The 25,172-nt window shown below is 64.0% G+C and carries 25 protein-coding genes and 1 tRNA gene; 7 read left to right on the top strand and 19 right to left on the bottom strand.

What is annotated here, in order from left to right; genetic code table 11:
* Positions 1 to 56: 56 nt before the first annotated feature.
* The 8 genes from thpR to BMI88_RS14850 all read right to left on the bottom strand — a co-directional run bounded on the left by thpR (position 57) and on the right by BMI88_RS14850 (position 6,304).
* A complete protein-coding gene (gene thpR, locus BMI88_RS14885; RefSeq protein ID WP_078550025.1) occupies positions 57 to 629 on the bottom strand; it encodes an RNA 2',3'-cyclic phosphodiesterase in 573 nt (190 codons plus the stop codon).
* A 108-nt stretch (positions 630 to 737) separates the two neighbouring features.
* The gene (locus BMI88_RS14880; RefSeq protein WP_075775036.1) at positions 738 to 971 is read right to left on the bottom strand and encodes an acyl carrier protein; all 234 of its coding nucleotides are present in this window, start codon (positions 969 to 971) and stop codon (positions 738 to 740) included.
* A 215-nt stretch (positions 972 to 1,186) separates the two neighbouring features.
* Positions 1,187 to 1,924, bottom strand: coding sequence for a 3-oxoacyl-[acyl-carrier-protein] reductase (fabG, locus tag BMI88_RS14875; RefSeq protein WP_078550687.1), 738 nt, complete (start codon positions 1,922 to 1,924; stop codon positions 1,187 to 1,189).
* Positions 1,925 to 2,144: 220 nt separating this feature from the next.
* Positions 2,145 to 3,074 (bottom strand): ACP S-malonyltransferase, encoded by a 930-nt coding sequence (gene fabD / locus BMI88_RS14870; RefSeq protein WP_078550023.1) that lies wholly within the window; start codon positions 3,072 to 3,074, stop codon positions 2,145 to 2,147.
* A gap of 64 nt (positions 3,075 to 3,138) precedes the next feature.
* Complete coding sequence (locus BMI88_RS14865; protein ID WP_078550021.1) at positions 3,139 to 3,693, bottom strand: sugar O-acetyltransferase; 555 nt, start codon at positions 3,691 to 3,693, stop codon at positions 3,139 to 3,141.
* Between the two features lie 81 nt (positions 3,694 to 3,774).
* Positions 3,775 to 4,206, bottom strand: coding sequence for a glyoxalase superfamily protein (locus BMI88_RS14860; RefSeq protein ID WP_078550019.1), 432 nt, complete (start codon positions 4,204 to 4,206; stop codon positions 3,775 to 3,777).
* Between the two features lie 281 nt (positions 4,207 to 4,487).
* Complete coding sequence (gene glnA / locus BMI88_RS14855) at positions 4,488 to 5,894, bottom strand: type I glutamate--ammonia ligase (RefSeq protein WP_078520902.1); 1,407 nt, start codon at positions 5,892 to 5,894, stop codon at positions 4,488 to 4,490.
* Positions 5,895 to 5,965: 71 nt separating this feature from the next.
* Positions 5,966 to 6,304, bottom strand: coding sequence for a P-II family nitrogen regulator (locus tag BMI88_RS14850; protein WP_075775041.1), 339 nt, complete (start codon positions 6,302 to 6,304; stop codon positions 5,966 to 5,968).
* 186 nt (positions 6,305 to 6,490) lie between these two features.
* Between BMI88_RS14850 and BMI88_RS14845 the strand changes: the two genes are divergently transcribed.
* From BMI88_RS14845 to BMI88_RS14835, 3 genes are all read left to right on the top strand, one after another.
* A complete protein-coding gene (locus tag BMI88_RS14845; RefSeq protein WP_078550017.1) occupies positions 6,491 to 8,056 on the top strand; it encodes an NAD(P)H-hydrate dehydratase in 1,566 nt (521 codons plus the stop codon).
* 162 nt (positions 8,057 to 8,218) lie between these two features.
* Positions 8,219 to 9,916 carry a type I secretion system permease/ATPase gene (locus BMI88_RS14840; RefSeq protein WP_078550015.1) on the top strand — a complete coding sequence of 566 codons (1,698 nt, stop codon included), beginning with the start codon at positions 8,219 to 8,221 and terminating at the stop codon, positions 9,914 to 9,916.
* Positions 9,913 to 11,217 carry an HlyD family type I secretion periplasmic adaptor subunit gene (locus tag BMI88_RS14835; RefSeq protein ID WP_078550013.1) on the top strand — a complete coding sequence of 435 codons (1,305 nt, stop codon included), beginning with the start codon at positions 9,913 to 9,915 and terminating at the stop codon, positions 11,215 to 11,217. The genes BMI88_RS14840 and BMI88_RS14835 overlap by 4 nt, the downstream gene beginning before the upstream one ends.
* A gap of 177 nt (positions 11,218 to 11,394) precedes the next feature.
* Here the strand turns inward: BMI88_RS14835 and BMI88_RS14830 are convergent, their stop codons facing one another.
* The 4 genes from BMI88_RS14830 to BMI88_RS14815 all read right to left on the bottom strand — a co-directional run bounded on the left by BMI88_RS14830 (position 11,395) and on the right by BMI88_RS14815 (position 16,389).
* Positions 11,395 to 12,000, bottom strand: coding sequence for a hypothetical protein (locus BMI88_RS14830; RefSeq protein WP_078550011.1), 606 nt, complete (start codon positions 11,998 to 12,000; stop codon positions 11,395 to 11,397).
* 36 nt (positions 12,001 to 12,036) lie between these two features.
* Positions 12,037 to 14,430: a calcium-binding protein gene (locus BMI88_RS14825; protein WP_168173999.1), complete on the bottom strand. Its 2,394-nt coding sequence runs from the start codon at positions 14,428 to 14,430 to the stop codon at positions 12,037 to 12,039.
* Positions 14,431 to 14,714: 284 nt separating this feature from the next.
* The gene (locus tag BMI88_RS14820) at positions 14,715 to 16,115 is read right to left on the bottom strand and encodes a surface lipoprotein assembly modifier (protein WP_078550007.1); all 1,401 of its coding nucleotides are present in this window, start codon (positions 16,113 to 16,115) and stop codon (positions 14,715 to 14,717) included.
* Between the two features lie 76 nt (positions 16,116 to 16,191).
* Positions 16,192 to 16,389, bottom strand: a complete 198-nt coding sequence (locus BMI88_RS14815) for a hypothetical protein (protein ID WP_078550005.1) — start codon at positions 16,387 to 16,389, stop codon at positions 16,192 to 16,194.
* 215 nt (positions 16,390 to 16,604) lie between these two features.
* Here BMI88_RS14815 and BMI88_RS14810 point away from each other — a divergent pair, with 215 nt between their 5' ends.
* Positions 16,605 to 17,360, top strand: a complete 756-nt coding sequence (locus tag BMI88_RS14810; protein ID WP_078520910.1) for a Crp/Fnr family transcriptional regulator — start codon at positions 16,605 to 16,607, stop codon at positions 17,358 to 17,360.
* Between the two features lie 6 nt (positions 17,361 to 17,366).
* On the opposite strand, the gene BMI88_RS14805 is transcribed toward BMI88_RS14810, so the two are convergent.
* Both BMI88_RS14805 and BMI88_RS14800 read right to left on the bottom strand, forming a co-directional pair.
* Entirely contained in the window at positions 17,367 to 18,098 is a 732-nt protein-coding gene (locus BMI88_RS14805; protein ID WP_078550003.1) for a Crp/Fnr family transcriptional regulator, read from the bottom strand.
* A 211-nt stretch (positions 18,099 to 18,309) separates the two neighbouring features.
* Positions 18,310 to 18,849 carry a Hint domain-containing protein gene (locus BMI88_RS14800; RefSeq protein ID WP_168173998.1) on the bottom strand — a complete coding sequence of 180 codons (540 nt, stop codon included), beginning with the start codon at positions 18,847 to 18,849 and terminating at the stop codon, positions 18,310 to 18,312.
* A 173-nt stretch (positions 18,850 to 19,022) separates the two neighbouring features.
* Here BMI88_RS14800 and BMI88_RS14795 point away from each other — a divergent pair.
* The 3 genes from BMI88_RS14795 (at position 19,023) to tig (ending at position 21,989) form a co-directional block, all read left to right on the top strand.
* Positions 19,023 to 19,106, top strand: a tRNA-Leu gene (locus tag BMI88_RS14795).
* A gap of 119 nt (positions 19,107 to 19,225) precedes the next feature.
* Positions 19,226 to 20,158: a hypothetical protein gene (locus BMI88_RS14790; RefSeq protein WP_078549999.1), complete on the top strand. Its 933-nt coding sequence runs from the start codon at positions 19,226 to 19,228 to the stop codon at positions 20,156 to 20,158.
* 502 nt (positions 20,159 to 20,660) lie between these two features.
* Positions 20,661 to 21,989 (top strand): trigger factor, encoded by a 1,329-nt coding sequence (gene tig / locus BMI88_RS14785; protein WP_078549997.1) that lies wholly within the window; start codon positions 20,661 to 20,663, stop codon positions 21,987 to 21,989.
* 109 nt (positions 21,990 to 22,098) lie between these two features.
* Here the strand turns inward: tig and BMI88_RS14780 are convergent, their stop codons facing one another.
* From BMI88_RS14780 to rpsF, 5 genes are all read right to left on the bottom strand, one after another.
* Positions 22,099 to 22,389, bottom strand: coding sequence for a hypothetical protein (locus BMI88_RS14780; RefSeq protein ID WP_078549995.1), 291 nt, complete (start codon positions 22,387 to 22,389; stop codon positions 22,099 to 22,101).
* Between the two features lie 87 nt (positions 22,390 to 22,476).
* The gene (locus tag BMI88_RS14775) at positions 22,477 to 23,640 is read right to left on the bottom strand and encodes a YihY/virulence factor BrkB family protein (RefSeq protein WP_078549993.1); all 1,164 of its coding nucleotides are present in this window, start codon (positions 23,638 to 23,640) and stop codon (positions 22,477 to 22,479) included.
* 209 nt (positions 23,641 to 23,849) lie between these two features.
* Positions 23,850 to 24,473, bottom strand: a complete 624-nt coding sequence (gene rplI, locus BMI88_RS14770; protein ID WP_078520923.1) for a 50S ribosomal protein L9 — start codon at positions 24,471 to 24,473, stop codon at positions 23,850 to 23,852.
* Positions 24,474 to 24,485: 12 nt separating this feature from the next.
* Entirely contained in the window at positions 24,486 to 24,710 is a 225-nt protein-coding gene (gene rpsR, locus BMI88_RS14765; protein WP_038073027.1) for a 30S ribosomal protein S18, read from the bottom strand.
* A 22-nt stretch (positions 24,711 to 24,732) separates the two neighbouring features.
* Positions 24,733 to 25,086, bottom strand: coding sequence for a 30S ribosomal protein S6 (gene rpsF / locus BMI88_RS14760; RefSeq protein WP_078520924.1), 354 nt, complete (start codon positions 25,084 to 25,086; stop codon positions 24,733 to 24,735).
* Positions 25,087 to 25,172 lie beyond the last annotated feature (86 nt).

The following is a 25,172-nucleotide window of genomic DNA, read 5'->3' as shown; positions in this document are numbered from 1 at the left end:
ACGCCTAATTCGTTAACGAAGGGTTAACAGCCACGCGGACGCGATTGCACTTTCGGTCAAGTCTTCGCGAATTGCACAGAATTTTCATCCGGATAGCGCATCAACACTTCATGCCGCGGCGGCCCGTGTTCCAGCGTGGAGTGGATCAACGCCACCTGCGCGGGCGCGAAAGCGGGCAGCTTCACAGCGCCTTGCGCCGCCATGAGTCGCCCCAGCCGCAACAAATCCCCCGGGGATGCGCGCTTGCCGAACCGCGCCAGCGTCACATGCGGGCGAAACCGTCGCCGCGGCAGGTCGATCTCCGCCAGACGCGCAGCGCTCATCACCGCGCGGTGCCAGCGATCGAGGTTCGGATCGGAATGCACGCCCAGCACCAGCGCCTCCGGACGTGCGGAACTACCGAAAATCTCCAGCCCCGCCAGCACCACTTCCGGCCCGGGCGCCCAGTCGATGGCCCGCAGCCCCTCGTCCAGCGCCTCGAGCTGGCCGGCGTCGATCTCGTCGAGAAAGGCCAGCGTCAGATGCAGGTTCTCGGGCTGCACGATCCGGCCCGCACCTAAGACCTGCTGCAACCGCTCGATGGCCTCGACATGCGCCTCGGGCAGCTCGATCGCGACGAAACTCCGCATCTTCCCTCCCCCGAACGCAGGCGCACGCGCTTTACGCAAAAGAAAAGCGGCGCTCCGGTTCCCCGAAGCGCCGCCCTTAACTCTCTCTCAGCGTCAGCCGTAGAAGGCTTACTGCGCTTCCGAGATGAATTTCACCGCATCGCCGACGGTCTGAATGTTCTCGGCGGCGTCATCGGGGATCTCGATGCCGAACTCTTCTTCGAAGGCCATGACCAGCTCGACCGTGTCGAGGCTGTCCGCACCGAGGTCGTCGATGAACGAGGCGCTCTCAGTGACCTTGTCCTCTTCCACGCCGAGATGCTCCACGACGATCTTCTTCACGCGATCAGCGATGTCGCTCATGTCAATTCCTCAAAGTTTATAGGGCCTAGCCCGTTCATGCTTGCTCGAATACGAGCGTCTCAACCCGCGCGCCCCGGGTCAACCCGAAGACCGCAATTCAGAGCCGTGGCTTTTACGCCCGGCCCGTCTGCAGCGCTCTTAGCGATTGCCGTGGCCCATGGCAAGACGTTTCTCTATCCTATCAAAGGCCTTCGTGCCCTAGGGTCACAAAGACGTCAGGCCATCGTCCCGCCACCATTGACGTGCAGCACCGCACCGGTGACGTAGCCCGCCTCGGGACTTGCGATGTAGCGCACCGCGGCCGCGATTTCTTCCGGCGTGCCCATGCGCCCGGCCGGGATACCCGACAGGATCGCGTCCTTCTGAGCCTCGGTGAGCTTTTCCGTCATCGGCGTCTCGATGAAGCCCGGCGCCACGCAGTTCACCGTCACGCCGCGCGTCGCGACTTCCTGCGCGAGCGATTTCGACGCGCCGACAAGACCCGCCTTGGCGGCCGCATAGTTCACCTGACCGGGATTGCCGGTCTGCCCGACAACGGAGGTGATGTTGATGATCCGGCCCCAACGCGCTTTCATCATCGGGCGAAGAACCGCACGCATCAGGCGGAACGCCGCCGTCAGGTTCACGTCGATCACCGATTGCCAATCCTCGTCCGACATCCGCATCGTCAGCTGGTCCCGCGTGATGCCGGCATTGTTCACGAGAATGTCGAGACCACCCATCGCCTCGATCGCCGCTTTCGGCAGCGCCTCGACCGATTCCGGATCGCTCAGATTCGCCGGGCAGACATACGCGCCCTCGCCCAGCTCGGTAGCCAGTGCCTCGAGCGGCTCGACCCGCGTGCCCGACAGTGCCACCGACGCACCGCCCGCATGGAGGGCCCGCGCGATTTCGGCGCCGATCCCGCCAGAAGCCCCGGTGACAAGCGCGCGTTTGCCTTTCAGATCGAACATCATGCTACCTCTTATCTAAGTTGGCGCTCTCTTAGCAGCGAAAGCGCCGTTAGGGAACTCTAAGTGCTACACGCCATAGTTGCGCACGTCGGGGCGACAGCCCATCGCGATCACAAACGTATGAAAAAGCCGACCAATTCGCTTTCGAACCGGTCGGCCTAAGCTTCTTCTCGATGGAAATATCCCAGGGGGTCCGGGGGAAGATCCCCCGGCGCAGCCCTCAGCCTTTCAGCGCGGCGATATCCTCCGGCGTGCCGACCGCGCGGCAGGTCACCTCTTTCGCGATCCGGCGGATCATGCCCGAAAGCGCCTTGCCCGCGCCGATTTCCCAGATCTCGTCGACGCCCTGACCGGCCATCCACGCCACGCTCTCGCGCCAGCGCACCGAGCCCGTGACCTGCTCGACCAGCAGCTCGCGGATCAGGGCCGGGTCGCTCACCGCTTCGGCGCGCACATTGGCGACCAGCGGCACGACCGGCGCCTTGATCTCGACGCCCGCCAGAGCGGCGTCCATCGCATCCGCGGCAGGCTGCATCAGCGCGCAGTGGAACGGGGCGGAGACCGGCAGCATCACGGCGCGCTTCGCGCCCGCTTCCTTGGCGAGCACGGTTGCGCGCTCGACCGCCGCCTTGTCGCCCGAGATCACGACCTGGCTCGGATCGTTGTCGTTCGCCGCCTGACAGACCTCGCCCTGCGCCGCCTCGGCTGCGACTTTCGAAGCGGCCTCGAAATCGAGGCCGAGGATCGCGGCCATCGCGCCCACGCCTACCGGCACAGCCGATTGCATCGCATCGCCGCGCACGCGCAGCAGGCGCGCGGTGTCGGCCAGGCTCAGCGAACCCGCCGCACAAAGCGCCGAATATTCGCCCAGCGAGTGACCCGCGACATAGGCCGCGTCAGTCACCGCATAGCCCTCGGCCTCCAGCGCGCGCAGGGCTGCGATCGAGGTCGCCATCAGCGCGGGCTGCGCGTTGGCGGTCAGCGTCAGCTCGTCCTGCTCGCCTTCCCAGATGAGCGTGCTCAGCTTTTGCCCGAGCGCCTCATCGACCTCTTCGAACACCGCTTTCGACGCGGGATAGGCGTCGGTCAATGCCTTGCCCATGCCGATGACCTGTGCGCCCTGACCGGGGAATACGAATGCGCGGCTCATGCCTGATCCTCCTGATTGATCTTTGGTTTCCCTTAGCGAGAAGGGCGCGGCGGGGCAAGTTTCGCTAAGCCTTGCCGATGATCCGCGCCGGGTTACCCGCGACCGTGGCACCGGCAGGCACATCGCGCGTCACGACAGCCCCCGCACCGATCAACGCGCCATCGCCCACCGTAATCCCCGGCAGGATGATCGCACCGCCGCCAATCCAGACATCTTCGCCGATCCGCACGGGCCGTCCGAATTCCAGCCCCGTCCTGCGCGCCTCCGGATCGCGCGGATGATCGGCGGTCAGGATCTGCACCTTCGGCCCGATCTGTGTGCGATCGCCGATCGTGACCGCAACCACATCGAGAATGACACAGTCGTAATTCAGGAAAACCCCGGCCCCGAGCCGGATATTGCTGCCGTAATCGCAATGAAATGGCGGGCGAATGCGCGCGCCCTGCCCCACGTCCGCGAACAGCTCCGTCAGCAGCGCGTGGCACTCTTCGGCACTATGCGCGACGGTGGCGTTGAACCGATCCATCCACGCAGCGGCCCGCGCCATATCGGCTTCGATCTCCGGGCCCTCGGCGCGATACAATTCGCCCGCCAGCATCTTATCCTTCTCAGAGCGCATGATCCCTCCCCGCCATCTCGCCGGACGATCCTGCCCCAGCCGCGCGCAAAGAAAAAGGGGCGCTAGATGCGCCCCTTCTGCTCAGTCCAGTTCGAGATGCGCGACCCCGTCGGAGCGCCGCCCGATCGAACGCCCATCCGCACCGATGGTCGCGCGCACGCGCCGCCGCATCGAGGAAAAGACGGGGCTTTCAACCACATCGACCGGCTCGTCCAGCGCGATCTCGATGTCGTAATGGGTCGCGCCCTTGCGGCGCAGCGCATGGACGCGCCCGCTCACCGGATGGCCCAGATAGCGCCCGCGCACCGCGTCACCCAAGGCATAGCCCTTCGCTTGCGCTGCCGGTTCGGCACGTCGCAGCGCCGCCACCATCGTGTTCCAATCCGCATGACCCGCCGCCTGCGCGGTCAGCTCATAGGCTTTCGACAGCGCAACGGGATTGCCCGCGCGCGCCATCGCCTCGCTCAACCGGCGCGCCTGCGCCTTCACGTCTTTCACTGTGTTCACAGTCATTGTCTCGTCTCCACGGGGATGATCCACCGCTTCGGGGCCCGCATTGCCGAAGAGCCCCCGAAAGAATGGAGAGCGATCGTGAACCGGATTTCACCAAGGGTCACACCCCGCGGGCGGCAGGCATCCGGCAGCCAAGGCCCGACAGATGGGCGGCGCAGGTGCGTCTGTCAAGTGGCGGGGCCTTACCCCGCGTCGGGCGATGCGAAAGCGCCATATCTCAGGCCCCAAAGCGAAAGGGGCGCCCAAACGGACGCCCCTTCCCATCACTGTCCCTCTCCCGTTTAGCAGGAGTAGTAGTACTTGTATTCCACCGGGTGGGGGGTGTGCTCGAACGCGTACACTTCTTCCCACTTCAGTGCGATGTAGCCCTCGATCTGGTCCTTGGTGAACACGTCACCGGCCAGCAGGAACTCGTGATCGGCTTCCAGCGTCTCGAGCGCTTCACGCAGCGAGGCGCAAACGGTCGGGATCGAGGCCAGTTCTTCCGGCGGCAGATCGTAGAGGTCCTTGTCCGAGGACGGGCCCGGATCGATCTTGTTCTTGATGCCGTCGAGACCAGCCATCAGCAGAGCCGAGAAGCACAGGTAGGGGTTCGCCGACGGATCGGGGAAACGGGCTTCGACGCGCTTTGCCTTGGGGGATTCAGCCCACGGAATACGGACACAACCCGAGCGGTTGCGAGCCGAATACGCGCGCAGAACCGGAGCCTCGAAGCCCGGGATCAGACGCTTGTAGGAGTTGGTCGACGGGTTGGTGAAGGCGTTGAGCGACTTCGCGTGCTTCAGGATACCGCCGATGAAATACAGCGCTTCCTGCGACAGGTCGGCGTATTTGTCGCCTGCGAAGAGCGGCTTGCCGTCTTTCCAGATCGACATGTTCACGTGCATGCCGGTGCCGTTGTCGCCCGCGATCGGCTTCGGCATGAAGGTCGCCGATTTGCCATAGGCGTGCGCCACGTTGTGGATCACGTATTTGTACTTCTGGATGTCGTCGGCCTGCTTGGTCAGCGTCCCGAAGATCAGGCCCAGCTCGTGCTGGCACGAGGCCACTTCGTGGTGGTGCTTGTCGACCTTCATGCCCATGCGCTTCATGGTCGAGAGCATTTCCGAACGCAGGTCCTGCGCGTCATCCACCGGGTTGACCGGGAAGTAGCCGCCCTTGACGCCCGGACGATGGCCCATGTTGCCCATCTCGTAATCGGTGTCGGTGTTCCAGGCCGCGTCGAGCGCGTCGACCTCGTAGGAGACCTTGTTCATCGAGACCGAGAACTTCACGTCGTCGAAGAGGAAGAATTCCGCTTCCGGACCGAAGAAGGCCGAGTCACCGATGCCCGAGGCGACGAGATAGGCTTCGGCCTTCTCGGCGGTGCCGCGCGGGTCGCGGGCATAGGGTTCGCCGGTGTCGGGCTCGACCACGGTGCAGTGCACGCACATGGTTTTCTCGGCGTAGAAGGGGTCGATATAGACCGAGGACGCGTCCGGGATCAGTTTCATGTCGGACTGATCGATCGACTTCCAGCCCGCGATCGAGGAGCCGTCGAACATGAAGCCTTCTTCGAAGAAATCTTCGTCGACCTCGGTATGCATCAGCGTCACGTGCTGCAGCTTGCCGCGCGGATCGGTGAAGCGAACGTCGACGTATTCGACGTCTTCGTCCTTCATCAGTTTGAGAGCGTCCTTGATGCTCATGTCACATTACCCTTTCGTTGAGCTTGGGTTATCCCCGGACCCGCAACGAGGCCCGGCGGGAATGGCGGAAGTTACAGCGCGTCGTCGCCCGACTCGCCGGTGCGGATACGGATCGCCTGCTCCATCGGAGAGACGAAGATCTTGCCGTCGCCGATCTTCTCGGTGCGCGCGGCATTCGTGATCGCTTCGATGGCGGCGTCGACGAGGTCGTCGGGCAGCACCATCTCGATCTTCACCTTGGGCAGGAAATCCACGACATATTCGGCGCCGCGATAAAGCTCGGTATGGCCCTTCTGGCGCCCGAACCCTTTCACCTCGATCACCGAAAGGCCCTGAATACCAACTTCCTGAAGTGCTTCTTTCACTTCATCGAGTTTGAAGGGCTTGATGATCGCCTCCACCTTTTTCATGCCGCCGACTCCTCCGTCAGGTCTTCGTTCCGACCCCCTCAGACCACTTTCCCAAAGCCCCCGCAATCGGCTAGGCTGGACGGGAGCGAAAAGGGGATCGGAATTCCGAAAGCCGCGCCCGCAATTCGTGCAAGTAGCACAAAAAAGCAGCAGTTTGAAAACGATTCCTTTGAAGACCCGAGGACCATGCCCGAAATCCTGACCGCGAGCCAAATGCGCCAATGCGAACGCGCCGAGATCGAGAGCGGCGCGGTGACAGGCCTTGAATTGATGGAGCGCGCCGGTGAAAGCGTCGTCACGGCGATCTTCTCGCGCTGGCCCGATCCGGGGCCCTCGCAGGCGGTGGTTTTGTGCGGTCCGGGCAATAATGGCGGCGACGGCTATGTGATCGCACGGCTTCTGGCCGAGCGCGGCTGGATCATCGCCTGCTACGCCTATGGCGACCCGACCCGCCTGCCCCCCGATGCGCAGACCAATCACGACCGCTGGGTGCAGATCGGCGCGGTCCTGCCCTGGGACGATGCCGCGATCGAGGACCGGATCGACGATATGGAGGGCGGGCTGGTGATCGACGCGCTGTTCGGCACCGGCCTGACCCGTCCGATGCCCGACGACACCGCGAAGACATGGCGCGGGATTTATCCGCGGCGCTTTTCCAATCCCTCGGGACCGCGCCCGCGCTTTGTCGCGGTCGATATTCCCAGCGGGATTTCCTCGGATAGCGGGCGCAATCTCGGGGGCGCTTTCCCGGCCGATCTGACCGTCAGCTTCCACCGTGCGAAATGCGGCCATTACCTCGACCCCTCGGACGGGCCCGACGCGCCCGGCGGCGGTGCGTCGATGCGCGGTCATCTGGTCGTGACCGATATCGGCCTGCCGCAGGATGCGAGTGCGGGAGCCGCACAGCTGATCGACCGCCCGTCGAATTTCCTGATGAAGCAGGCGGGCCACAAATACAGCCACGGCCATGCGCTGGTCCTGTCGGGCGGCGCGGGCAAAGGTGGGGCCGCGCGGATGGCGGCGCGCGCGGCGCTCAGGATCGGCGCGGGGCTGGTGACGCTCGCCTGCCCGCCAAAGGCGCTGGCCGAGAACGCCGCCCATCTCGACGCGATCATGCTGAACGCCCTGCCCGACGCCTACAGTTTGCGCGGGATGCTGGGCGACGAGCGGCTAAACGCGCTCTGCCTCGGCCCCGGCCTGGGCATGGCCCGCGCGCAAGAGATGGTGCCGGCGGCGCTTTGGGGCAAACGCGCGACGGTGCTCGATGCCGATGCGCTCAGCGCCTTTGCCGACGATCCGAGCGTGCTCTTCGGCCAGCTTCATGAGGCCTGCGTGATGACCCCGCATCCGGGCGAATTCAAACGGCTGTTCCCCGATCTGGCCGAGAAGCTCTCGGGCGACGATCCAAGCTATTCCAAACTGGACGCAACCCGCGAAGCCGCGGCGCGCGCGGGCTGCACGGTGCTGCTCAAAGGGGCCGACACCGCGATTGCGGACCCCGACGGGCGCGTGGCGCTGCATTCGGCGACGCAGGACCGCGCAGCGCCTTGGCTTGCGACCGCGGGCGCAGGCGATGTGCTGGCGGGGTTGATCGCGGGGCTGCTTGCGCGCGGCTTCACCCCCTTCGACGCCGCGACCTCCGCCGCATGGCTCCATGTCGAGGCCGCGCGCGGCTTCGGTCCCGGCCTGATCGCCGAGGACCTGCCCGAAGCGGTCCCGCAGGTGCTGCGCGCGCTGATGGCGCAGAGCTGACACCACCTGCGCGCCCGGCTGCCCGCGCAGCTTTTTCGACCTGTCTCGCGCAAAATTGACATCAATCAATGATGCCCCTCACCGCGTCGTGAAAATGAACCCGGGGATACGCAACTTTGGGGTATTGGCGTGGGACTTTCTTCTTCGGGCGCGCGGTCGGAAATGCGGCGCGCTTTTTCCGGGAGCCGGGGGCTGATCGGCTCGGCTGTTCTGTTCAGCTTTTTCACCAATCTTCTGCTTCTGACCGGGCCGCTTTTCATGCTGCAGGTCTATGACCGGGTGATCGGTTCGCGCTCGGAAGAGACGCTGGTCGCGCTGTTCGGTCTCGTGGTGTTCCTCTACCTTTTCTACACCATTCTGGAATTCGTCCGCGCCCGCGTGATGGCGCGGGTCGGCGCACGGCTTCACGCCAATCTCTCCGACCGGGTCTTCCGCGCCTCGCTGGAGCGCGCAGCGCTGGGGCGCACCGACAAGGGCGCGAGCGCGTTGCAGGACCTCGATGCGGTGAAAACCGTCTTCGCCTCGCCGGTGCTGCTGTCGCTGCTGGACATTCCGTGGACGCCGGTCTTCGCCGCCGCGATCTTCATCTTCCACCCGCTTCTGGGCTGGCTGGCGCTGGCGGGCGGCGCGCTTTTGATCGTGACCTCGCTGCTCAACCACTGGCTCACCCAGACCCGCCTGACCGAGGCGCAGGGCACCTCTTTCGCGGGCAACCAGATCGCGCGTCAGGTCGAGGACGGGGCCGATTACCTCTGGGCGCAGGGCATGGGAGAGACCATGCGCGCGCGCTGGCAGGACACCCAGACCGAAGGCCAGCGCAAGATGCTGCGCGCGGCCGATTGGACCGGCGCGTTCGGCGCATTTTCCAAGGGCTTCCGGATGCTGCTGCAATCGGCGGTGCTGGCCGTAGGCGCCTATCTGGTGCTGCAACATGAGATGACGGCCGGCGCGATCATCGCGGGCTCGGTCCTGCTGGGCCGCGCGCTGGCCCCGGTCGAGCAGGTGCTGGGCCAATGGACGCTGCTGCACCGCGCGCGCAACGGCTGGGCCGCGCTGCGGGCGTTTCTGGGCTCCGTGCCCGAGGCGCGTAAGCCGACCGAACTGCCCGCCCCGACGGGCGATCTGTCGGTGCGCGGCGTCTCGGTCTCGCGCAGGCGCGGCGAGCGTCCGATCCTGTATAACGTGAGCTTCGATGTCGCGCCGGGTGAAGCCATCGGCGTGATCGGCAAGAGCGGCTCGGGCAAGACGACGCTGGCGCGGGCGCTTGTGGGCCTCGTCTCCCCCACCGCGGGCGAAGTGCGCCTCGCCGCCGCCAAGCTCGACCAATACAGCCCCGAGCGGCTGGGCCAGTTCATTGGCTACCTGCCGCAGGTGGTGAAGACCTTCGACGGCACCATCGCCGAGAACATCGCGCAGATGGCCCAATCGCCGGATGCCGAGCGGGTCGTGGCCGCCGCCAAGAAAGCGCATATCCACGAGATCATCCTGCAACTGCCCAAGGGCTATGACACCCATATCAGCGCGCGCGACGCGCAGCTCTCGGGCGGCCAGCGTCAGCGGCTGGGTCTGGCCCGTGCGCTCTACAACGATCCGGTGCTTTTGGTGCTCGACGAGCCGAACTCGGCGCTCGATTCTGAGGGCTCCGAGGCGCTGAACGCCGTGGTGAAGGCGATGACCGAGGACGGCAAATCGGTCGTGCTGATGACCCACCGCACCAATGCGATCAAAGCCTGCTCGCGCCTCGTGATCCTCGAAAGCGGTCAGATCACCGCGCAGGGGCCGCGCGACGAGGTCATCCAGTCGATGATCAAGAACGCGCAGGACGTGCAACGGATTCTGACGATGAGGGCCGAGAAATGAGCAAATCCTCCGATTTCGCAAATAGCCGACTTCTGCTCGCCGCAGGCTTCGGCGCGATCACCCTCCTCGTCGGCGGCATGGGCGCCTGGAGCGTCGGCGCGAAGATCAACGGCGCGGTCGTGTCCCGCGGCGTGGTCAAGGTCGAGAGCGAACGGCAGGTGATCCAGCACCCCGACGGTGGCGTCGTGGGTGAAATCCTCGCCCATAACGGCGATCAGGTGCATGCAGGCGACGTGCTACTGCGACTCGACGGGACCTTCCTGCGCTCGGAACTTGCGATCGTGCAGGCGCAGCTTCTGGAGATCGCGGTGCGCAAGGCCCGGCTGGCCGCCGAGCGCGACGATCTGACAAAGGTCGATTTCACGGTCCTGCCCGACTTCCCGATGCTCGATCCCGAGCAGGTCGCCCAGCAACGCGAGGGCCAGAGCAACCTCTTTGCCGCGCGTCAGGCGACGATGGCCAAGAAGATCAACCAGCTGCGCGAGCAACAGCAGCAGATCGAAAAGCAGATCGAAGGCGTCGAGGCGCAGCGCGTCTCGCTGATGGAGCAGCTCGACCTCGTGTCGCAGGAGCTGAAGGACAAGCAGAGCCTCTACGAGCGCAAGCTGATGGAAGCCTCGCGCGTGCTCGCCACCCAGCGCGAACACGCCAAGCTGACCGGCGAAATCGGGCGGCTGAACTCGGTCATCGCGGAGGCCCGCGTGCGGATTTCGTCGCTCGAGATCGAAGTGGTGGGCCTGTCCGAGGATCGCCGCGAAGCCGCGATCACCCAGCTGCGCGACCTGCAATATAACGAGATTTCGTTGGTCGAACGCGAGACCACCCTGCGCGAGAAGCTCGCACGGCTCGACGTGCGCGCGCCGGTCGATGGCGTGGTGTTCGGCTCGCAGGTCTTCGCGCTGCAATCGGTCATTCAGCCGGCCCAGCCGATGATGTTCCTCGTGCCGAGCGATCAGCCGCTTTATGTCTCGGTCCGCGTCGATCCGACGAGCATCGATCAGGTCTATTCCGGCCAGCAGGTCTCGCTGCAATTCTCGACCTTCAATCGCCGCACCACGCCCGCGATCCCGGCCGAGGTGCTGCGGGTCTCGCCCGACGTGCAGACCGACGAGGCGAACCGCGAGACCTATTACGAGGCGACGGTGGAGCCCGATCCAGAGGCGCTGGCCGCCCTGCCCGAGGTCAAGCTGATGCCCGGCATGCCGGTCGAGGCCTTCCTCAAGACCGACGCGCGCACGCCGCTGTCCTACCTGACCCAACCGCTGACGATCTATTTCAACCGCGCCTTCCGGGGGGAATGAGGGGGGCCGCTTCAAGCAGCATCACGAACGATCAAGATGAACGGCCCGGCGGATACCTCGCCGGGCCGTTTTCGTGATCGGGAACAGGTTACTGCGCCGAGATAGCCGAATGAAAAAGGCCCGACGGATCGCTCCGCCGGGCCTTTCCCGTACCACTGATGAAAGTGGGGTCGATGCTTAGGGTTGCTGGGTCGCGATGAACACACCGGGATCGGGCTGCGGAATGAGAGCAATCGTCGTCGTGGTATCGCCCGCGATCGTGTTCACGCCATTGTCGCCGTCGTAGAAATGCCCGGTCATGCCAATGACGGTTGCGTAGGTCGTCCCGCCATTATCCAGATCCCCGCTCAGCTGGCCCGCAAACTCCTGCTCGCCAGCCAAGTTGGTCGAGATGGGCACATTCGGCATTGCCATCGTTCCCGAATAGGCCCCATCGGTCTCATGTTGGAAGTTCGCTGCCGAGCCGCTGATCTGCGGCGTGCCCAGATCTGCGGTCAGGGTGAGTTCCCCTATCAACTCACCGCCATTGGCCGAGCCCGACACATAGCCGGTATAGGTGCCCGAACCATTCGCGGGCAACGTGGTTCGAGCAGTGGCGGTGGGATCAATCGTGCCGGTGTTAGTGTCGATGACACCCGTATCCTGAGCCATCTGCTGCGCCTCGGAGAGGAGCGTCGCGTAGTCCCTGACGGCGGGCGTCGAGCTGCTGCTGCCACCGCCGCCACAGCCTGCGAGACCCGCGACTGCACCAGCCAGAACGAGATATTTTACTTGGTTTTTCATAATTTTAGTCCTTTTAGTTCAATCAGCTGGCTAGGCTCAGACGATCAATGCGTTGTCGGGGATGAATACGTCAGGTTCGGCGTTGAAGTCTGCCACGTCCACGCCGCGGAGGATCATGTAGTCATCCCCTGCGGTGAGAAGCGTCCCGATCGACCCGTAGGCGGAAACCGCAACATCGCCTTCGACAAAGCCGGAGAGCTGGATCGAGTCGACGCCGAGGTCGAAGTCGTAGACCATGTCGACATTCGTGCCGTCCGCGAAGACGAACGTGTCCGCGCCGACCCCGCCGTAGAGCAGGTCGAACCCTGCCCCGCCGTCGATCGTGTCGTCACCCGACAGGCCGTAGATCGTATCGTTCCCGGCGAGACCGAGGATCGTATCGTCCCCGAGCGTCCCCGTCAGATGATCGTTGCCGCTGGTGCCTTCGATCGGCACCTCGGAGACCGGCGCGTCGCCCGCACCCGGGTTGGCCAGAAGGAAGTCTTCCTCCATGACGAGGCCCTGGCTCGGCCCGAGATCGCCCGCCACGTCGGTCAGCGTCGCGATCAGAACCGGGTCGGCACCGGCTTCGGCACCATCCGTGTCGAGGTAGATTTCAAGATCGGTCCCGTTCACCACTTGCGAGATGTTGTCGGCGAAATTCGTGTCCGAGACACCCAGACCGATCAGGCCGATCGCATCGGTGCCGACTTCGAAATCGCTGATCGTGCTCGCGGTCAGCGGCACACCCTCCACCGAGGAGCCGTAGCTGAGGACGAAGAGATCCGTGCCCGCACCGCCCGTGAAGGCGTTCGCGCCGATCCCGACAAGGAAATCATTCCCGTCCGTGCCGACGACATCAGCCCCGACCGCGTAGGGCGTGACCAGCTCGTAATCCATCAGCAGCTCGGCGCTGTAGATCGTCGCGGGTTTGATATCGCCCTTGATGTAGACCGCCATATCGAAGCCGTCGGAATAGTTCATCCCGTTGACCGACACCTCGCCGGGCTTGTCCTGCCAGCCCGAGCTGACCGAGAGCGGCTGGGCGGGATAGCCCCAATCGAGCAGGTTGATCACCGTCTGGGTCTCTGCGCCGACCTCGTATTTCACCTCGTCATTGGTGGGAGGCGGCTCGTCGCTCGGGTCGATCGGGATCACCACCGAGGGCAGATCCTGCCCATATTTGTCGGTCTTCAGACGCCAGCGCGGACCGCTATCGGCATATTCGGTGCCATCTTCGTTCAGCACCGGCTCAAAGGGCTCGCGGTCCATCGTGGTGTACCACGCGTTGGTGAAGCCCGCCGCCCCATCCTCGGCCCCGATCGTCGCGAGATCGCTCGCTGCCCATTGCTGCGCCAGAAGATCGTCGCGCAGGATCGTGCCCGCCTCGTAGAGCGTGCCATCCCCCGCATAGTAGTCATCGGCGGTGATCCAGACCTCACGGGCACCCTGCCCGTCAAGGTTGTAGTCCGGCACGATGATATATTCCGGCAACGTGCCGATCGCGGCCTCGTTCTCGAAATCCTCGGGACGGATCTGGTCGTTGGGGTTGTTGGTGATCGTGTGATGCACGACCAGCTCGGCCTCGGTCACGTGGTAGATGTTACGCAGCGAGGTGTAGGGGTTGTACTCGCTCCACTCGTCGGGCAGGTCCATCGTCGCTTCAAGACGCACGTCATTGGGCTTCTTGATCGTGTTACCCCAGCGATAGAGCAGCTTTCCGTCATCCTTCAGCGTCACCGAGTAGTCGCTGCTGACCGCGATATTGCTGTCGATCTCGGTCTCGTTGGCAGAGAGGATATCCTTGATGTCGACCTTGCCGTCACCATTGGTGTCGGTGATCGTAATGCCTTCATATTCTCCCTCAAGTAGGCCGCGCACCGACTTCCCATCATACTCACCGCCGACGATGAAAAGCTCGTCGTCGAGCGGATAGAGCGCCTCGGTATCCCCCGGGAAACGCTGGTCCGACAGGATGTTCTGCATCACGACGTAATGCTCGGTCGAGGCCTTCACCGTGTTGCCGCCCAGACCCGCGAGCCAAGTGCCGTAGACGGCGGGCGTCTTGAACGTGTCGGTGGGTGAATCCGAGATCACGAGACCAAGCTGATTGCCCTCGGAGTCGTAGATATCGCCCGCCCAACCCTCGGCATAGTCGCCATCGAGCTCTTTCTGCTCGGCATTCTGGAAATCACTGACGTAATAGCCGAATTCACTGTCGATCGGATAAAGCGTCACCCCCTCCTTGGTGATCTTGGTATCCTCGGGATCGTTCGGATCGTCGACGGTATCAAAGACCGCCTGCGGGTCTTCGGAGTTCCCGACCGTCATCCCGTCGAAGGTCACCGTGATATCCGCCGTGCTGAAAACATGCGACGAGCGGAACATCGGGTCCGTGTTCAGCGGTTCGTCCCAATCGTCGACGTTACTCGGGTCAATTTGTGTCGCCATATCTGCGTCCCCTCTATCCATATGAGCGAACCGATGACCCCTCAGGCACCTGCCCTCCCGTCATCCGCCGCGTCCCCACGTCAAATGGCGTCCAGTCAGGAAATAGAGACTTATGCCTCTGATTTCACTGCGAATTTACCGTCAGCCACGGCTCACATTCCCGTGAGAACTTCGTGATTCGCATTGATGTGTGTCAACGAAATCGAGAGGAGATGGGCAGCGTGGCCACTTAGTCGCAGAAATCGCAATATTTACAGATGAAAGCCCCGAACCGGGGCGCGAGGTCAGAAATTCGACCGCAGTCCGAGCCGCAATTTCACCTGCGAGCTGTCGTAGAAATCGACATTGGAGCGGGTCTCTTCGCCCTCCAGCCGCAGGGTCGGCGAGATGCCGTAGAACTCGAGCTTCGGGAACCCGAATTGCAGCGCCAGCCGCCCGCGCGTGTCGCGCCGTGCGCCGGGCCCGTAAAGCGTCGCATCATAATCGCGTCGCTCCAGTTCCAGCGCCGCGCCGACGGTGACGGTCCCGGCCAGCGGCTTGGCGAAATCGTAAGACACGCCCGCAAGCATCGCCCGATGATCGATCTCGACCGCCTCCGAGGACGCGTCGCGCAGGGCAAAGGACAGCCCTAGCCGATCCCCTCCCTCAAGCCGCCGGTGATGGCTCAGGCTCGCGGTGACCACATTCGCCGAGTTGCGGAAATTGTCGAGGCGCAACTGCCGTTCGCCAGAGAGCGTCACCTGCGTCAGCGAACGCCGCGGATCACCCCACTGCGCTCTGCCCGAAACCCGCAGATAGTTGCTCAGATCGTCGCCGCCATACCAGTTCCTGCCCGCGAGAAGATCGAGGCGATAGCGCAACGGCGCATCGGCCGGGCTGAGCGCCTGCCCCACCGTCGCCTCGACCGCGCTGAACGCGTAATCCGAGCCACGCGCATCGGGCACCGAGTCCTTCGCATCGCCCGACAGGACCACCTGTTTGGTGTAGATCTGCGCCCCGAAACTCGCGGGCAACTCCCCAAACCCTGCGAATTTGTAGCGCGCCTTCAGCGACAACGAAATCTCATAGCCCGACAGCGCCTTCGCATCGGGATTGAGCGTGAAGTCGATACCGCCGATATCGACCGTATCGGCCAAACTGCCATTGTTGACATTGCTCGACGCGCCCGCGTCGAAAGCTACGGAGAAGCTCCACGGATTGGCCGCGGACAGGACGCGATAGTCCCGCACGCTCGACGCGCGCACCGCATCACTGGGCGCCATTTCGATCGCGCGGCGTTGCCAGAGCTGGGCTGCGAACGGATGCCCGAGATCGTAGCTCGCCGCCGCCATCTCGACCGCGCTGACATATTTTTCCTGCTGCGTCCGGGCCTGCGCATTGGCGCGGGTCGCCGCCGCCTTCGCGCCTGCCGCGTCGCCCTGCCCCCGCAGCGCCCGCGCCAGCACGACAAGCGCGCCCACATCGTCTGGATTGCGCGCCAAGCGCGCGCGCGCCGCTGCCTCCGCCGCGGGCCAATCGCCCGACCGCAGCACCTGCAACAGCGCCGCGTCGGTGATAGCGTCAGCGACGGGAGCCTCCGCGACCGCGGGACCGGGCCCCAAGACAAGCAGCAGGGCCATCGCCCCGCCGCACAGAAAACGCCAGGCGCGCCGCAGTTTGCGCCCGTCGATATGGCCTTCGGTCATTGTCACCCCTCTGAGGTCGCGCGCCCCAGACAATGCGGGCGGCGAGATGCATCAGCCCCTCGCCGCCCGTGTCAGATTATTGCGACGCTTGCTCGCGCGAACGATCTTGCGTGTTCGTGTTGGTGTGCGTACCCGAGGTGTCCGTGGTGTCCGTCGAAGTGCCCGCCGGGGCCATCATAGCCTCATCGGTCATGTCGGACGCTGCCGGACCGGTCATCGTCTCGCAGCCAGCCAGAGCCGCAGTCACGCCAAGAATGATAAGCAGGTTTTTCATCTGTCTCTCCTTTGTTGCAAGATATTTTACCGTGACTGTTCAGCGTGATTCTTTGATGCCGATCAACGTGCTACCTGTGCCGCGCGATTTTTCCTGCAACTTCATGATGAGAGGCGCAGAAAAGAGCGGCACAATCCCGGCTTTTCGACCTCGTAGCTCTCGCATCCCGGTCTGACCCGGACTAGAATCCTTCCTGCGACAGGGAGAGGAGACGCATGAACGAGCATCCGAAATCCGGACAGCCGGTCGAGATCGAGGGCGTGGTGGCGCAGGGCAAATTGCAGCGCCTGCTCGACGTACTCCCGGAGGATTTGCGCAGCGAGATGATGCCGCTCTGGCAAAGCATTCGCTTTTCGCCGGGCGATGTGCTGATCGAAGACGGCGAGGTCGCTGACCGGATCGGCTTCGTGACCGACGGGTTTCTCGCCATGTCGAAAACCCTGCAGGACCGGCACCGCCACATCATCGGGCTGATCACGCCGTCGGACATGTTCGGGCGCGCCTTCAACGGCCCCTCCGGCTACCGGATCGAGGCGCTCAGCGACGGGGCGGTTCTGACCTGCGACCGGCAGAAATTCGAAGCGATCATCGCCCGCTCGCATGAGGCGGAGCGGCTGTTCCTGCTGAGCATTCTCGACGAGCTCGACGCCGCGCGCGAGTGGGTGATGGTCTTGGGAAGCTCGAAAGTCGTCGAGCGGCTCGCCTCGCTCCTGATCATCCTGAGCCGCCACAAATACCGGACCCTCGAAGGCACTGCGCATGCGCCCATCCAGCTGAACCTGCATATCCATATCAAGCGGGTCGATATAGCGCATCTTCTGGGCACCTCGCCGGAATCGCTGAGCCGGGCGTTTCACCAGCTCGAGCGCACGGGCGCGATCCGGATCGTCACGCCTTACGATGTCGAGCTCGCCAATCTGGAGAGGCTCATCGAAATCTCGGGAAATTCGCTGGAGATGCGCGACGAGTGAGCGCGCTCAGTGGTGCAGGATCTCCTCCAGGCCTTCGGACAGGGCCTCGAGGTCGTTCAGGCGGAATTGCCTAGCGTTCAGGATATCGATCAGCCCGTCTTTCTGGAACTGATGCAGCGAGCGGCTGACCGTCTCCTGCGTCGTGGCGATGAGATCGGCGATGTCCTGACGCGGCAGCAGCATCGTCAACACGCCACCCCCGTCAGGCAGGGCTTTCCAAGGCATGATACTGGGCGCCAGCAGCAGCAGCGCGCGCAGTCGGCTCGCAGGTCCATAGGCGCCCAGTAGCAAGCTCAACCGCCGCGCTTTCTCGGTCCAGTTTTCCGCCTGATGACATAGCGCGCGGCGCAATTCGGGCTCCTGCTCGATCAGCTGAGCGAAATTGGCCGCCTCGAACAGGCAAAGTCTGGTGTCGATCACGGCTTCGATCGCGGTGTCCCGCGTGCCCCGGATGATCTGACCGATGCTGTCGCCCGGAACGACGAGCCCGGTGATCTTGCGACGCCCCGCGAGCGAATGGCTCTGCATCCGCAACATGCCGCTCTGAACCAGCGCGATGTGGTGGCAGGTGACATCTTCCTCGCACAGCCGGTCATTGGCCGCGACGGAGATCGCGCGCGCCCGTTGCGCGACACGGGCGACGGTTCGATCCGAGAGGGATCCGCAAACGCCATGGTTACGTCCAGCGCAACCCGCGCAATGCAAGATCGCCTCTGCATTTCGCAAAGGTGCCGTCATCAAAATCTCCGAACAGATTTAACCACGCGTTTCGCAGCGAAACTGCGTACTCGTCCCCTAGTGCATAATAAGACTATGCAAATGACATATCATCCTGTCAACACAAGCGCGTGACCAGGTACCTTTATGTCAAATCACTATCGCAGATGTGACGAGACGACGTCTCGCAACCCTCTGAGACTTATGAAAATTGTCGGGAATTCCGCGTCGATCAGGCGTCGACGCTTGCCACTGCAGCCGCCATTTCCACACCATCGACATAGATCACCTCGGGCGTCTCGAATTCCAGCACGAAGAGCCGCGCGCGGCCCTGACCGAGCGTGACATAGTGGCCGTCGACGACAGATTGCGCGGGCAGAAGCGCCTCGCGCTTGCCGTAGATCACCTGCACCCGCCAGTCGCGCATCATCAGCTGCGCCCCCTGCGCGATCAGCAGCGGCGCCCCGGGCCGGTCATGGCCAAGCGCGCCGGGCGAGATCCGGATCAGCGCGCCCACATAATCGCCCGCCCGCAACGCCTTGAGCTTGCATGTCCCGCTGCGCGTCACGATCCGGTCGCCGGGTTCGAGAAACTCGATCGGGATAGCCCCGTCGAGCGTGTAGACCCGCGCCCCGGCGGCGATCCCTGCGCTGAGATCCGGCTTGGGCCTGCGCGCCTCTGGCGGCGATGCCCGCTCGGTCACATTCGGACCGACCGCGCCCGGAAGGCTGTGGCGTGGATTGGATTCGATGATCTGGCGGAGCATGGCCATGCCATCCCCCCGCCCTGGTGCCTGTCCCATGGCGATACCTGCTCTTGCCTACTCGTAACTTCGGCGTCTGACGCGCCTTTGGATAAAGGCTAACCCTCACCATCGCGTTAAGACGAGCAAAATCGCATCTTCCTCTTTCCGAGCTCGCAGGCTGTTGCTATTACGCCCCTGATGCGGGTGTGGCGGAATTGGTAGACGCACCAGATTTAGGTTCTGGCGCCTTTGGCGTGGGGGTTCGAGTCCCTTCACCCGCACCACTCCCCACTTGCGGAATATCACAAGATACCCTCGCCTTATCACGCGAGCGTGCTAATTTCGGATGGCTGCGCGGGCCTGCTACGCCCCCGCTTTGGTGACCGAAAGCGTGGGAGGCGTGATGGTCGAAGGCCCGCAAATGCCGCCCCGGCGGCCTGTCGAAGACGCGCCGGAGTTCGGCTCGCGCTCCCCCAATTCCAGCCACGCGCTCAGCCGCAACGCGATTGCGGCCGATCCGAATTTCTTCGCCACACAGAAGGCGGTGGCGACGATGCTGCTCGACGTGCAGGCGCAGACGCCGCGGATTGCGCGGCACATGGCCTCGCATCGGCGCTGGCTCGTCAGCCAGACCAGTTTCGCGCTGGCGATGCGGGCGAAGACGGAGCCGGACGCTCCGGAACTGACGCCGGGCCGGCTTCTCGCGGCGCTGACGCCCCATGTCGAGATCAACCGCAAGACTTTGAGCCAGTATCTGGGCGAGATGGAGGTGCATGGCCTGCTCGCCCCGCCCTCCGAGCCCAAGGGCGACCGGCGCTTGCGGCCCGTCACCACCACGCTCATGGCCGAACAGGGGATGCGGCGCTGGTGCGAGGGGCATCTGCATTGCCTCGATATGCTCGACGGCGGCGCTCGGCTGGCAGCGGCGCGCAACGATCCCGATCTTCCCTTCGCGATGCAGCGGCACATGGTCGAGATCATCCGCGCCGATCCCGAATGGTGCGCGCCTCCGCCCTCGATGGCGCATTTCCTCGGCTCCGACACTGGCGGCATCCTGCTCCATGCGCTGATCCGCATGCTCATCGACCTGCACGAGACCGACGGGCGCATCTATCTCGAACCGGTCAGCATCGCCGCGCTGGCCGAGCAATTCCTGATCTCGGTCTCGAAGATCAAGCGCATGGTCCAGAAGGCCGAAGAGGCGGGCAATCTTGGGTGGGAATTGCCGCGCAGGCGGGGCCGGCTCTGGCTCTCGCCCGGGTTCGTGCGCGACCACTTCCGCAGGCAGGCGGTGAAGTTCGAATGTGTCGAACGCGGCTGGCGCGCCGTCGCGTGAGGACGAGAGGGCGGTTTTCCGGGCGCAACACGGGCCGCAAAGACGCGATCTGTCCGAAAATGACCGCTGAGTTTCAAACACTTCCGGCTTAGAGTGGACCTTCAGGGATGATCGTGACGTCTTCGCTTGGGCTCCGCAAACAAGGGGGCGGATCCGCCGAAGCGGAGAGAGATCACGACAACGCGCCCGTTGGGCGCAATCCCGGATTCGCGGCCGGGGCGACCATTGTGGGGTGGTGCGTCCCGGCTGCAACTTTCCTCCCGATCCGCCGCAGCCGCGCCCTGCACTTACCGCCGCCGCGTAAGTGCCCGCCCTGCCCGCTCCCGATCCTGTGTTCCCGGCATCTCCTCGCACGCGCCCGCCCGCGCGCGTATTTCACCGCCCGGAGGCCGCCCCGCAGCCCCTTTTCGCCTTGCCACCATGGCTGAGGCTCAATAGAAGGACGCCTGAAATTCGAGAACCGGCCGCGATCCGCGCGGCGCCCAGAGACAAAGGACAAACCATGCAGGTCACCGAGACCCAGAACGACGGCCTCAAGCGCGGCTACGAGATCACCATCACCGCCAAGGAACTCGACGAGAAGGTCACCGCGAAGCTTTCCGAAGCGCAGCCCGAGATCGAGATGAAGGGCTTCCGCAAGGGTAAGGTTCCGATGGCGATGCTGCGCAAGCAATTCGGCCCGCGCATCCTCGGCGAAGCGATGCAGGAATCGGTCGACGGCGCGATGAGCGAGCATTTCGAGAAGACCGGCGACCGCCCCGCGATGCAGCCGAAGATCGAGATGAAGGACGGCGAGAACTGGAAAGAGGGTGACGACGTGATCGTGACCGTCGAGTACGAAGCGCTGCCGGAGATCCCGGAAGTCGATCTGTCGGGCGTCAAGCTCGAGCGTCTGGTCGTGAAGGCCAATGAGGGCGAAGTGAACGAAGCGCTGGAAAGCCTCGCCGCGACCGCCAAGAACTTCGAGACCAAAGAAGGCAAGGCCGAGAACGGCGATCAAGTCGTGATCGACTTCGAAGGCTTCGTCGACGGTGAAGCGTTCGAAGGCGGCAAGGGCGAAGGCTACCCGCTGGAAGTCGGTTCGGGCTCGTTCATCCCGGGCTTCGAAGAGCAGCTCGTCGGCGCGAAAGCCGGTGACGACGTCGAAGTGACCGTGACCTTCCCGACCGAATACGGTGCGGAGCATCTTGCGGGCAAGGAAGCGCTGTTCAAGTGCAAGGTCCACGAAGTGAAGGCGCCGAAGGCTGCCGAGATCGACGACGAGATGGCCAAGCAGTTCGGCGCCGAAGACCTCGCCGCGCTGAAAGCGCAGGTCGCAGAGCGTCTGGAAGCTGAATACCAGGGCGCTGCGCGTCAGGTGATGAAGCGTGGCCTGCTCGACCAGCTCGACGATCAGGTGAAGTTCGACCTGCCCCCCTCGCTCGTGGAAGCCGAGGCCAAGCAGATCGCGCACCAGCTCTATCACGAAGAGAACCCGGACGATCACGGCCATGACCACGGCGAGATCGAGACCACCGACGAGCACAACACCCTCGCCGAGCGCCGCGTGCGCCTTGGCCTGCTGCTCGCCGAAATCGGTCGCAAGCAGGAGATCGAGGTCTCCGACGCCGAGATGACCCAGGCGATCATGAACCAGGCACGTCAGTACCCGGGTCAGGAGCGCGCCTTCTTCGAATTCGTGCAGCAGAACCCGCAGATGCAGCAGCAGCTGCGCGCGCCGCTCTTCGAAGACAAGGTCGTCGATTACATCGCTGGCGAAGCCAAGGTGGACGACAAGGAAGTCACCAAGGAAGAGCTGCAGAAAGAGATCGAGAAGCTCGACGAGCTGTGATCTTCGGGCACTCCGCCCAGTAATAGCGAAGGCCGCCTCTCGGGGCGGCCTTTTGCGTTCGCGGATGGCACGTGGCGCGGGGCGCGCCCGCCGCCATTCTCTTCCCGTCTCACTCCGCGGTCGGTACTTTCAGGAATTTCGCGTTCGGGATCAGCGAGGGCAGATCGGTCGCGGTCGCCACCTCGCGCAGCTTCTGGGCTGCACGATCCACCTGCAGGGACGCCGTGCGATCCGCCGCCGGATTGGCCGGTGCGACCCGGTCGTAGATCGCCGTGCGCAGCACCTCGCCCGCCGATGCGAGCCGGTCGCGCGCGCCTTCGGGATCATGCAGGTACAGAAGCCCGCCCGTCACGAGGATCGTGTGGGTCAGCGCGAAGTGCAGGATCGAAAACAGCCGCATGGCAGGGCCTCGTCAGGGTTGCTTGCCCGGACAGGATTCCCTGTAAAAACGGCGATTTTGAGGCCCGTTTCGCGCGCCCTGCCGCGCTCAGCGCTTGCGCGAGGGCGCAGGCGCGACCGCATCGGCCACCACGGCGTTGCGCGCGCCCAAGGGACGCGGGTCTCCGATGGTGCTGTCCTGCGCGGTCTGATGCTCGGCCTCGGAATTGATTTCGGCCCCCAAAAGCACCGCCGTCGTCGAGAGCCAGATCCACATCATCAGCACGACCACCGCGCCGATCGAGCCATAGGTGCTCGAGTAATTCGCGAAGTTCGAGGTGTAGAAAGAGAAGCCCGCCGAGACGATCAGCAGCAGGATGGAAGCCGCAATCGCCCCCGGCACGACCCAGATCCAACGCGGCGCGTTGCGTGCGGGCGCGTAGCGATAGAGCAGCATCAGCATCCCCACCAGAACCAGCGCCATCACCGGCCAGCGCCCCCAGCGCAGCACCGCATCCAGCGCCCCGCCCATCGGGATGTAATCGAGCATCACGGGCAGCACGGCGGCTACGAGGATCAGCGCGCAGACCATGACAATCCCGGTGATCGTCATGCCCAGCCCAAAAGCGTTGAGCTGCACGAAGCTGCGCCGTTCTTTCTCGCCATAGGCCACGTTGAGCGCGCCGATCATCGCCTTCGCGCCCCCATTGGCCGACCAGAGCGCCAGAAGGACGCCGAAGATCGAGGCTAGGCCGAGCGCGTTGGAACTCGACCCGATCAACTGCTCCAACTGGTTTCGGATCAGCGTCAGCGCCTCGGGCGGAATGACGTTCTTGAGCGCATCGAGGTCCTGCAGCATGGTCTGGCGATCCGCGAAAATGCCGTAGATCGAGACGGTGGCGGTCAGGGCCGGGAACAGGGCGAGCAGCGCGTAGAAGGTCACGCCCGCGGCGACGGCCAGCACGCGGTCCTCGTCGATCTGACCGTAAGCGCGCTTGGCGATGGCCTTCCAGCCTGCGCGGGGGATATCGAACGGGCTTTCCGCCTGACGTCCCAGCGCGCGGTCGGCGGGCCGGTCATAGCGGTCGGTGCGGGTCGCGGGGACATGACGGGCGCTGCGGCCTTCCGTGGGCCCGTGGATCGCGGCCTGCCGATCGTCCTGATAGCGCCGCCACATGAGATAGGCGCCGAAGCCCAGAAGCCCCGCCTGCACGAGCCGGTCGCGTCGGCTCGATGCGTCATCGCGTGGGCCCTGCCCCGATCGTTTCGTCATGCATGTCCCCTGTTTTCAAAGCCCTGAGGGCCATTTAGGGGCCAACGCCGGATTGCGGCACGCGGTTCCGGGGTCTGCGCCGCACGTCGCGGCCCGACTATGTCATTAGACATATTTCAGCAGAACCACCCTGACAGGCAAGCATGAAAAAACCGCGCCCCGAAAGGCGCGGTTTTCTGTCTTTAGGACTGAAAGGTCGAAGCGACCGATCAGGCGTTGTTTTCGTCTTCGGCCGACTCGGGGGTGGCAACGGGGCCGCCCTCGTCGTCGTCGGAGGTCGCGCCGCCGATATCGTCGAACAGTTCGGCGATCTCGAATTCGGCTGCAGCCTCTTCTTCAGCCGCCACGTCCTGGATCGACTTGCCCGACGCTTGCAGTTCGGCCTCTTCGGGCGAACGTGCGACGTTAAGCTGGATCTCGGCGACGACTTCGGGGTGCAGGTGCACTTCGACGTCATGCAGGCCGAGAACCTTGATCGGCTGGCGGATGATGACCTGCTTGCGGTCGACCGAGAAACCTTGCTCGGAGGCGATGTTCGCCGCGTCGCGGGTGGTGACCGAACCGTAGAGGTTGCCGCCGTCCGAAGCCGAACGGATCACGACGAAGGTCTCGCCGTCGATCTTCGACGCCAGAGCTTCGGCTTCTTTCTTGGTTTCGAGGTTGCGGGCCTCGAGCTGCGCTTTGCGCTCTTCGAAGCTCTTGATGTTGGATTCGTTGGCGCGCAGTGCCTTGCCTTGCGGCAGCAGGTAGTTACGGCCGAAGCCGTCCTTGACGGTGACGACGTCACCCATCTGGCCGAGCTTGGCCACGCGTTCGAGAAGGATCACTTCCATCGGTCGGTCTCCTTATTTCACGGCGTAGGGGAGCAGGGCGAGGAAACGGGCGCGCTTGATCGCGCGGGCCAGTTCACGCTGCTTCTTCGCCGAAACGGCGGTGATGCGGGCGGGGACGATCTTGCCGCGCTCAGAGATGTAGCGCTGCAGAAGACGGGTGTCCTTGTAGTCGATCTTCGGCGCGTTCTCACCCGAGAACGGGCAGACCTTACGACGGCGGAAAAACGGTTTTGCCATGGTGTCTACTCCTGTCTACCGATCAACGGCGCTCGCGACGGTTGTCGCGTTCGTCACGTTTCTGCATCTGGACCGAGGGGCCCTCTTCGTGCTCGTCGACCTTGATGGTCAGGACGCGCATCACGTCGTCATGCAGACGGGCCAGACGCTCCATTTCCTGCACGGCTGCCGACGGGGCGTCGGTGCGCAGGTAGGCGTAGTGGCCCTTGCGGTTCTTGTTGATCTTGTAGGCCATGGTCTTCACGCCCCAGTATTCGGAATCGACGACTTTGCCGCCGTTGTCCGACAGGACCGTGGAGAAATGTTCGACAAGGCCTTCGGCCTGCGCGTTGGACAGATCCTGACGCGCGATGAGGACATGCTCGTAAAGCGGCATGCGAACTCCTGTATTTCGAGGCGGCTTCAAAGTTGGGCGTCTGACACTTCCGCAACCCAACACGAGAGGCTCCGCCGGTTCATAGC

The organism is Thioclava sp. F36-6, assembly GCF_002020305.1.
GTDB lineage: Bacteria > Pseudomonadota > Alphaproteobacteria > Rhodobacterales > Rhodobacteraceae > Thioclava > Thioclava sediminum.
This window is presented reverse-complemented; position numbering and strand designations above follow the sequence as displayed.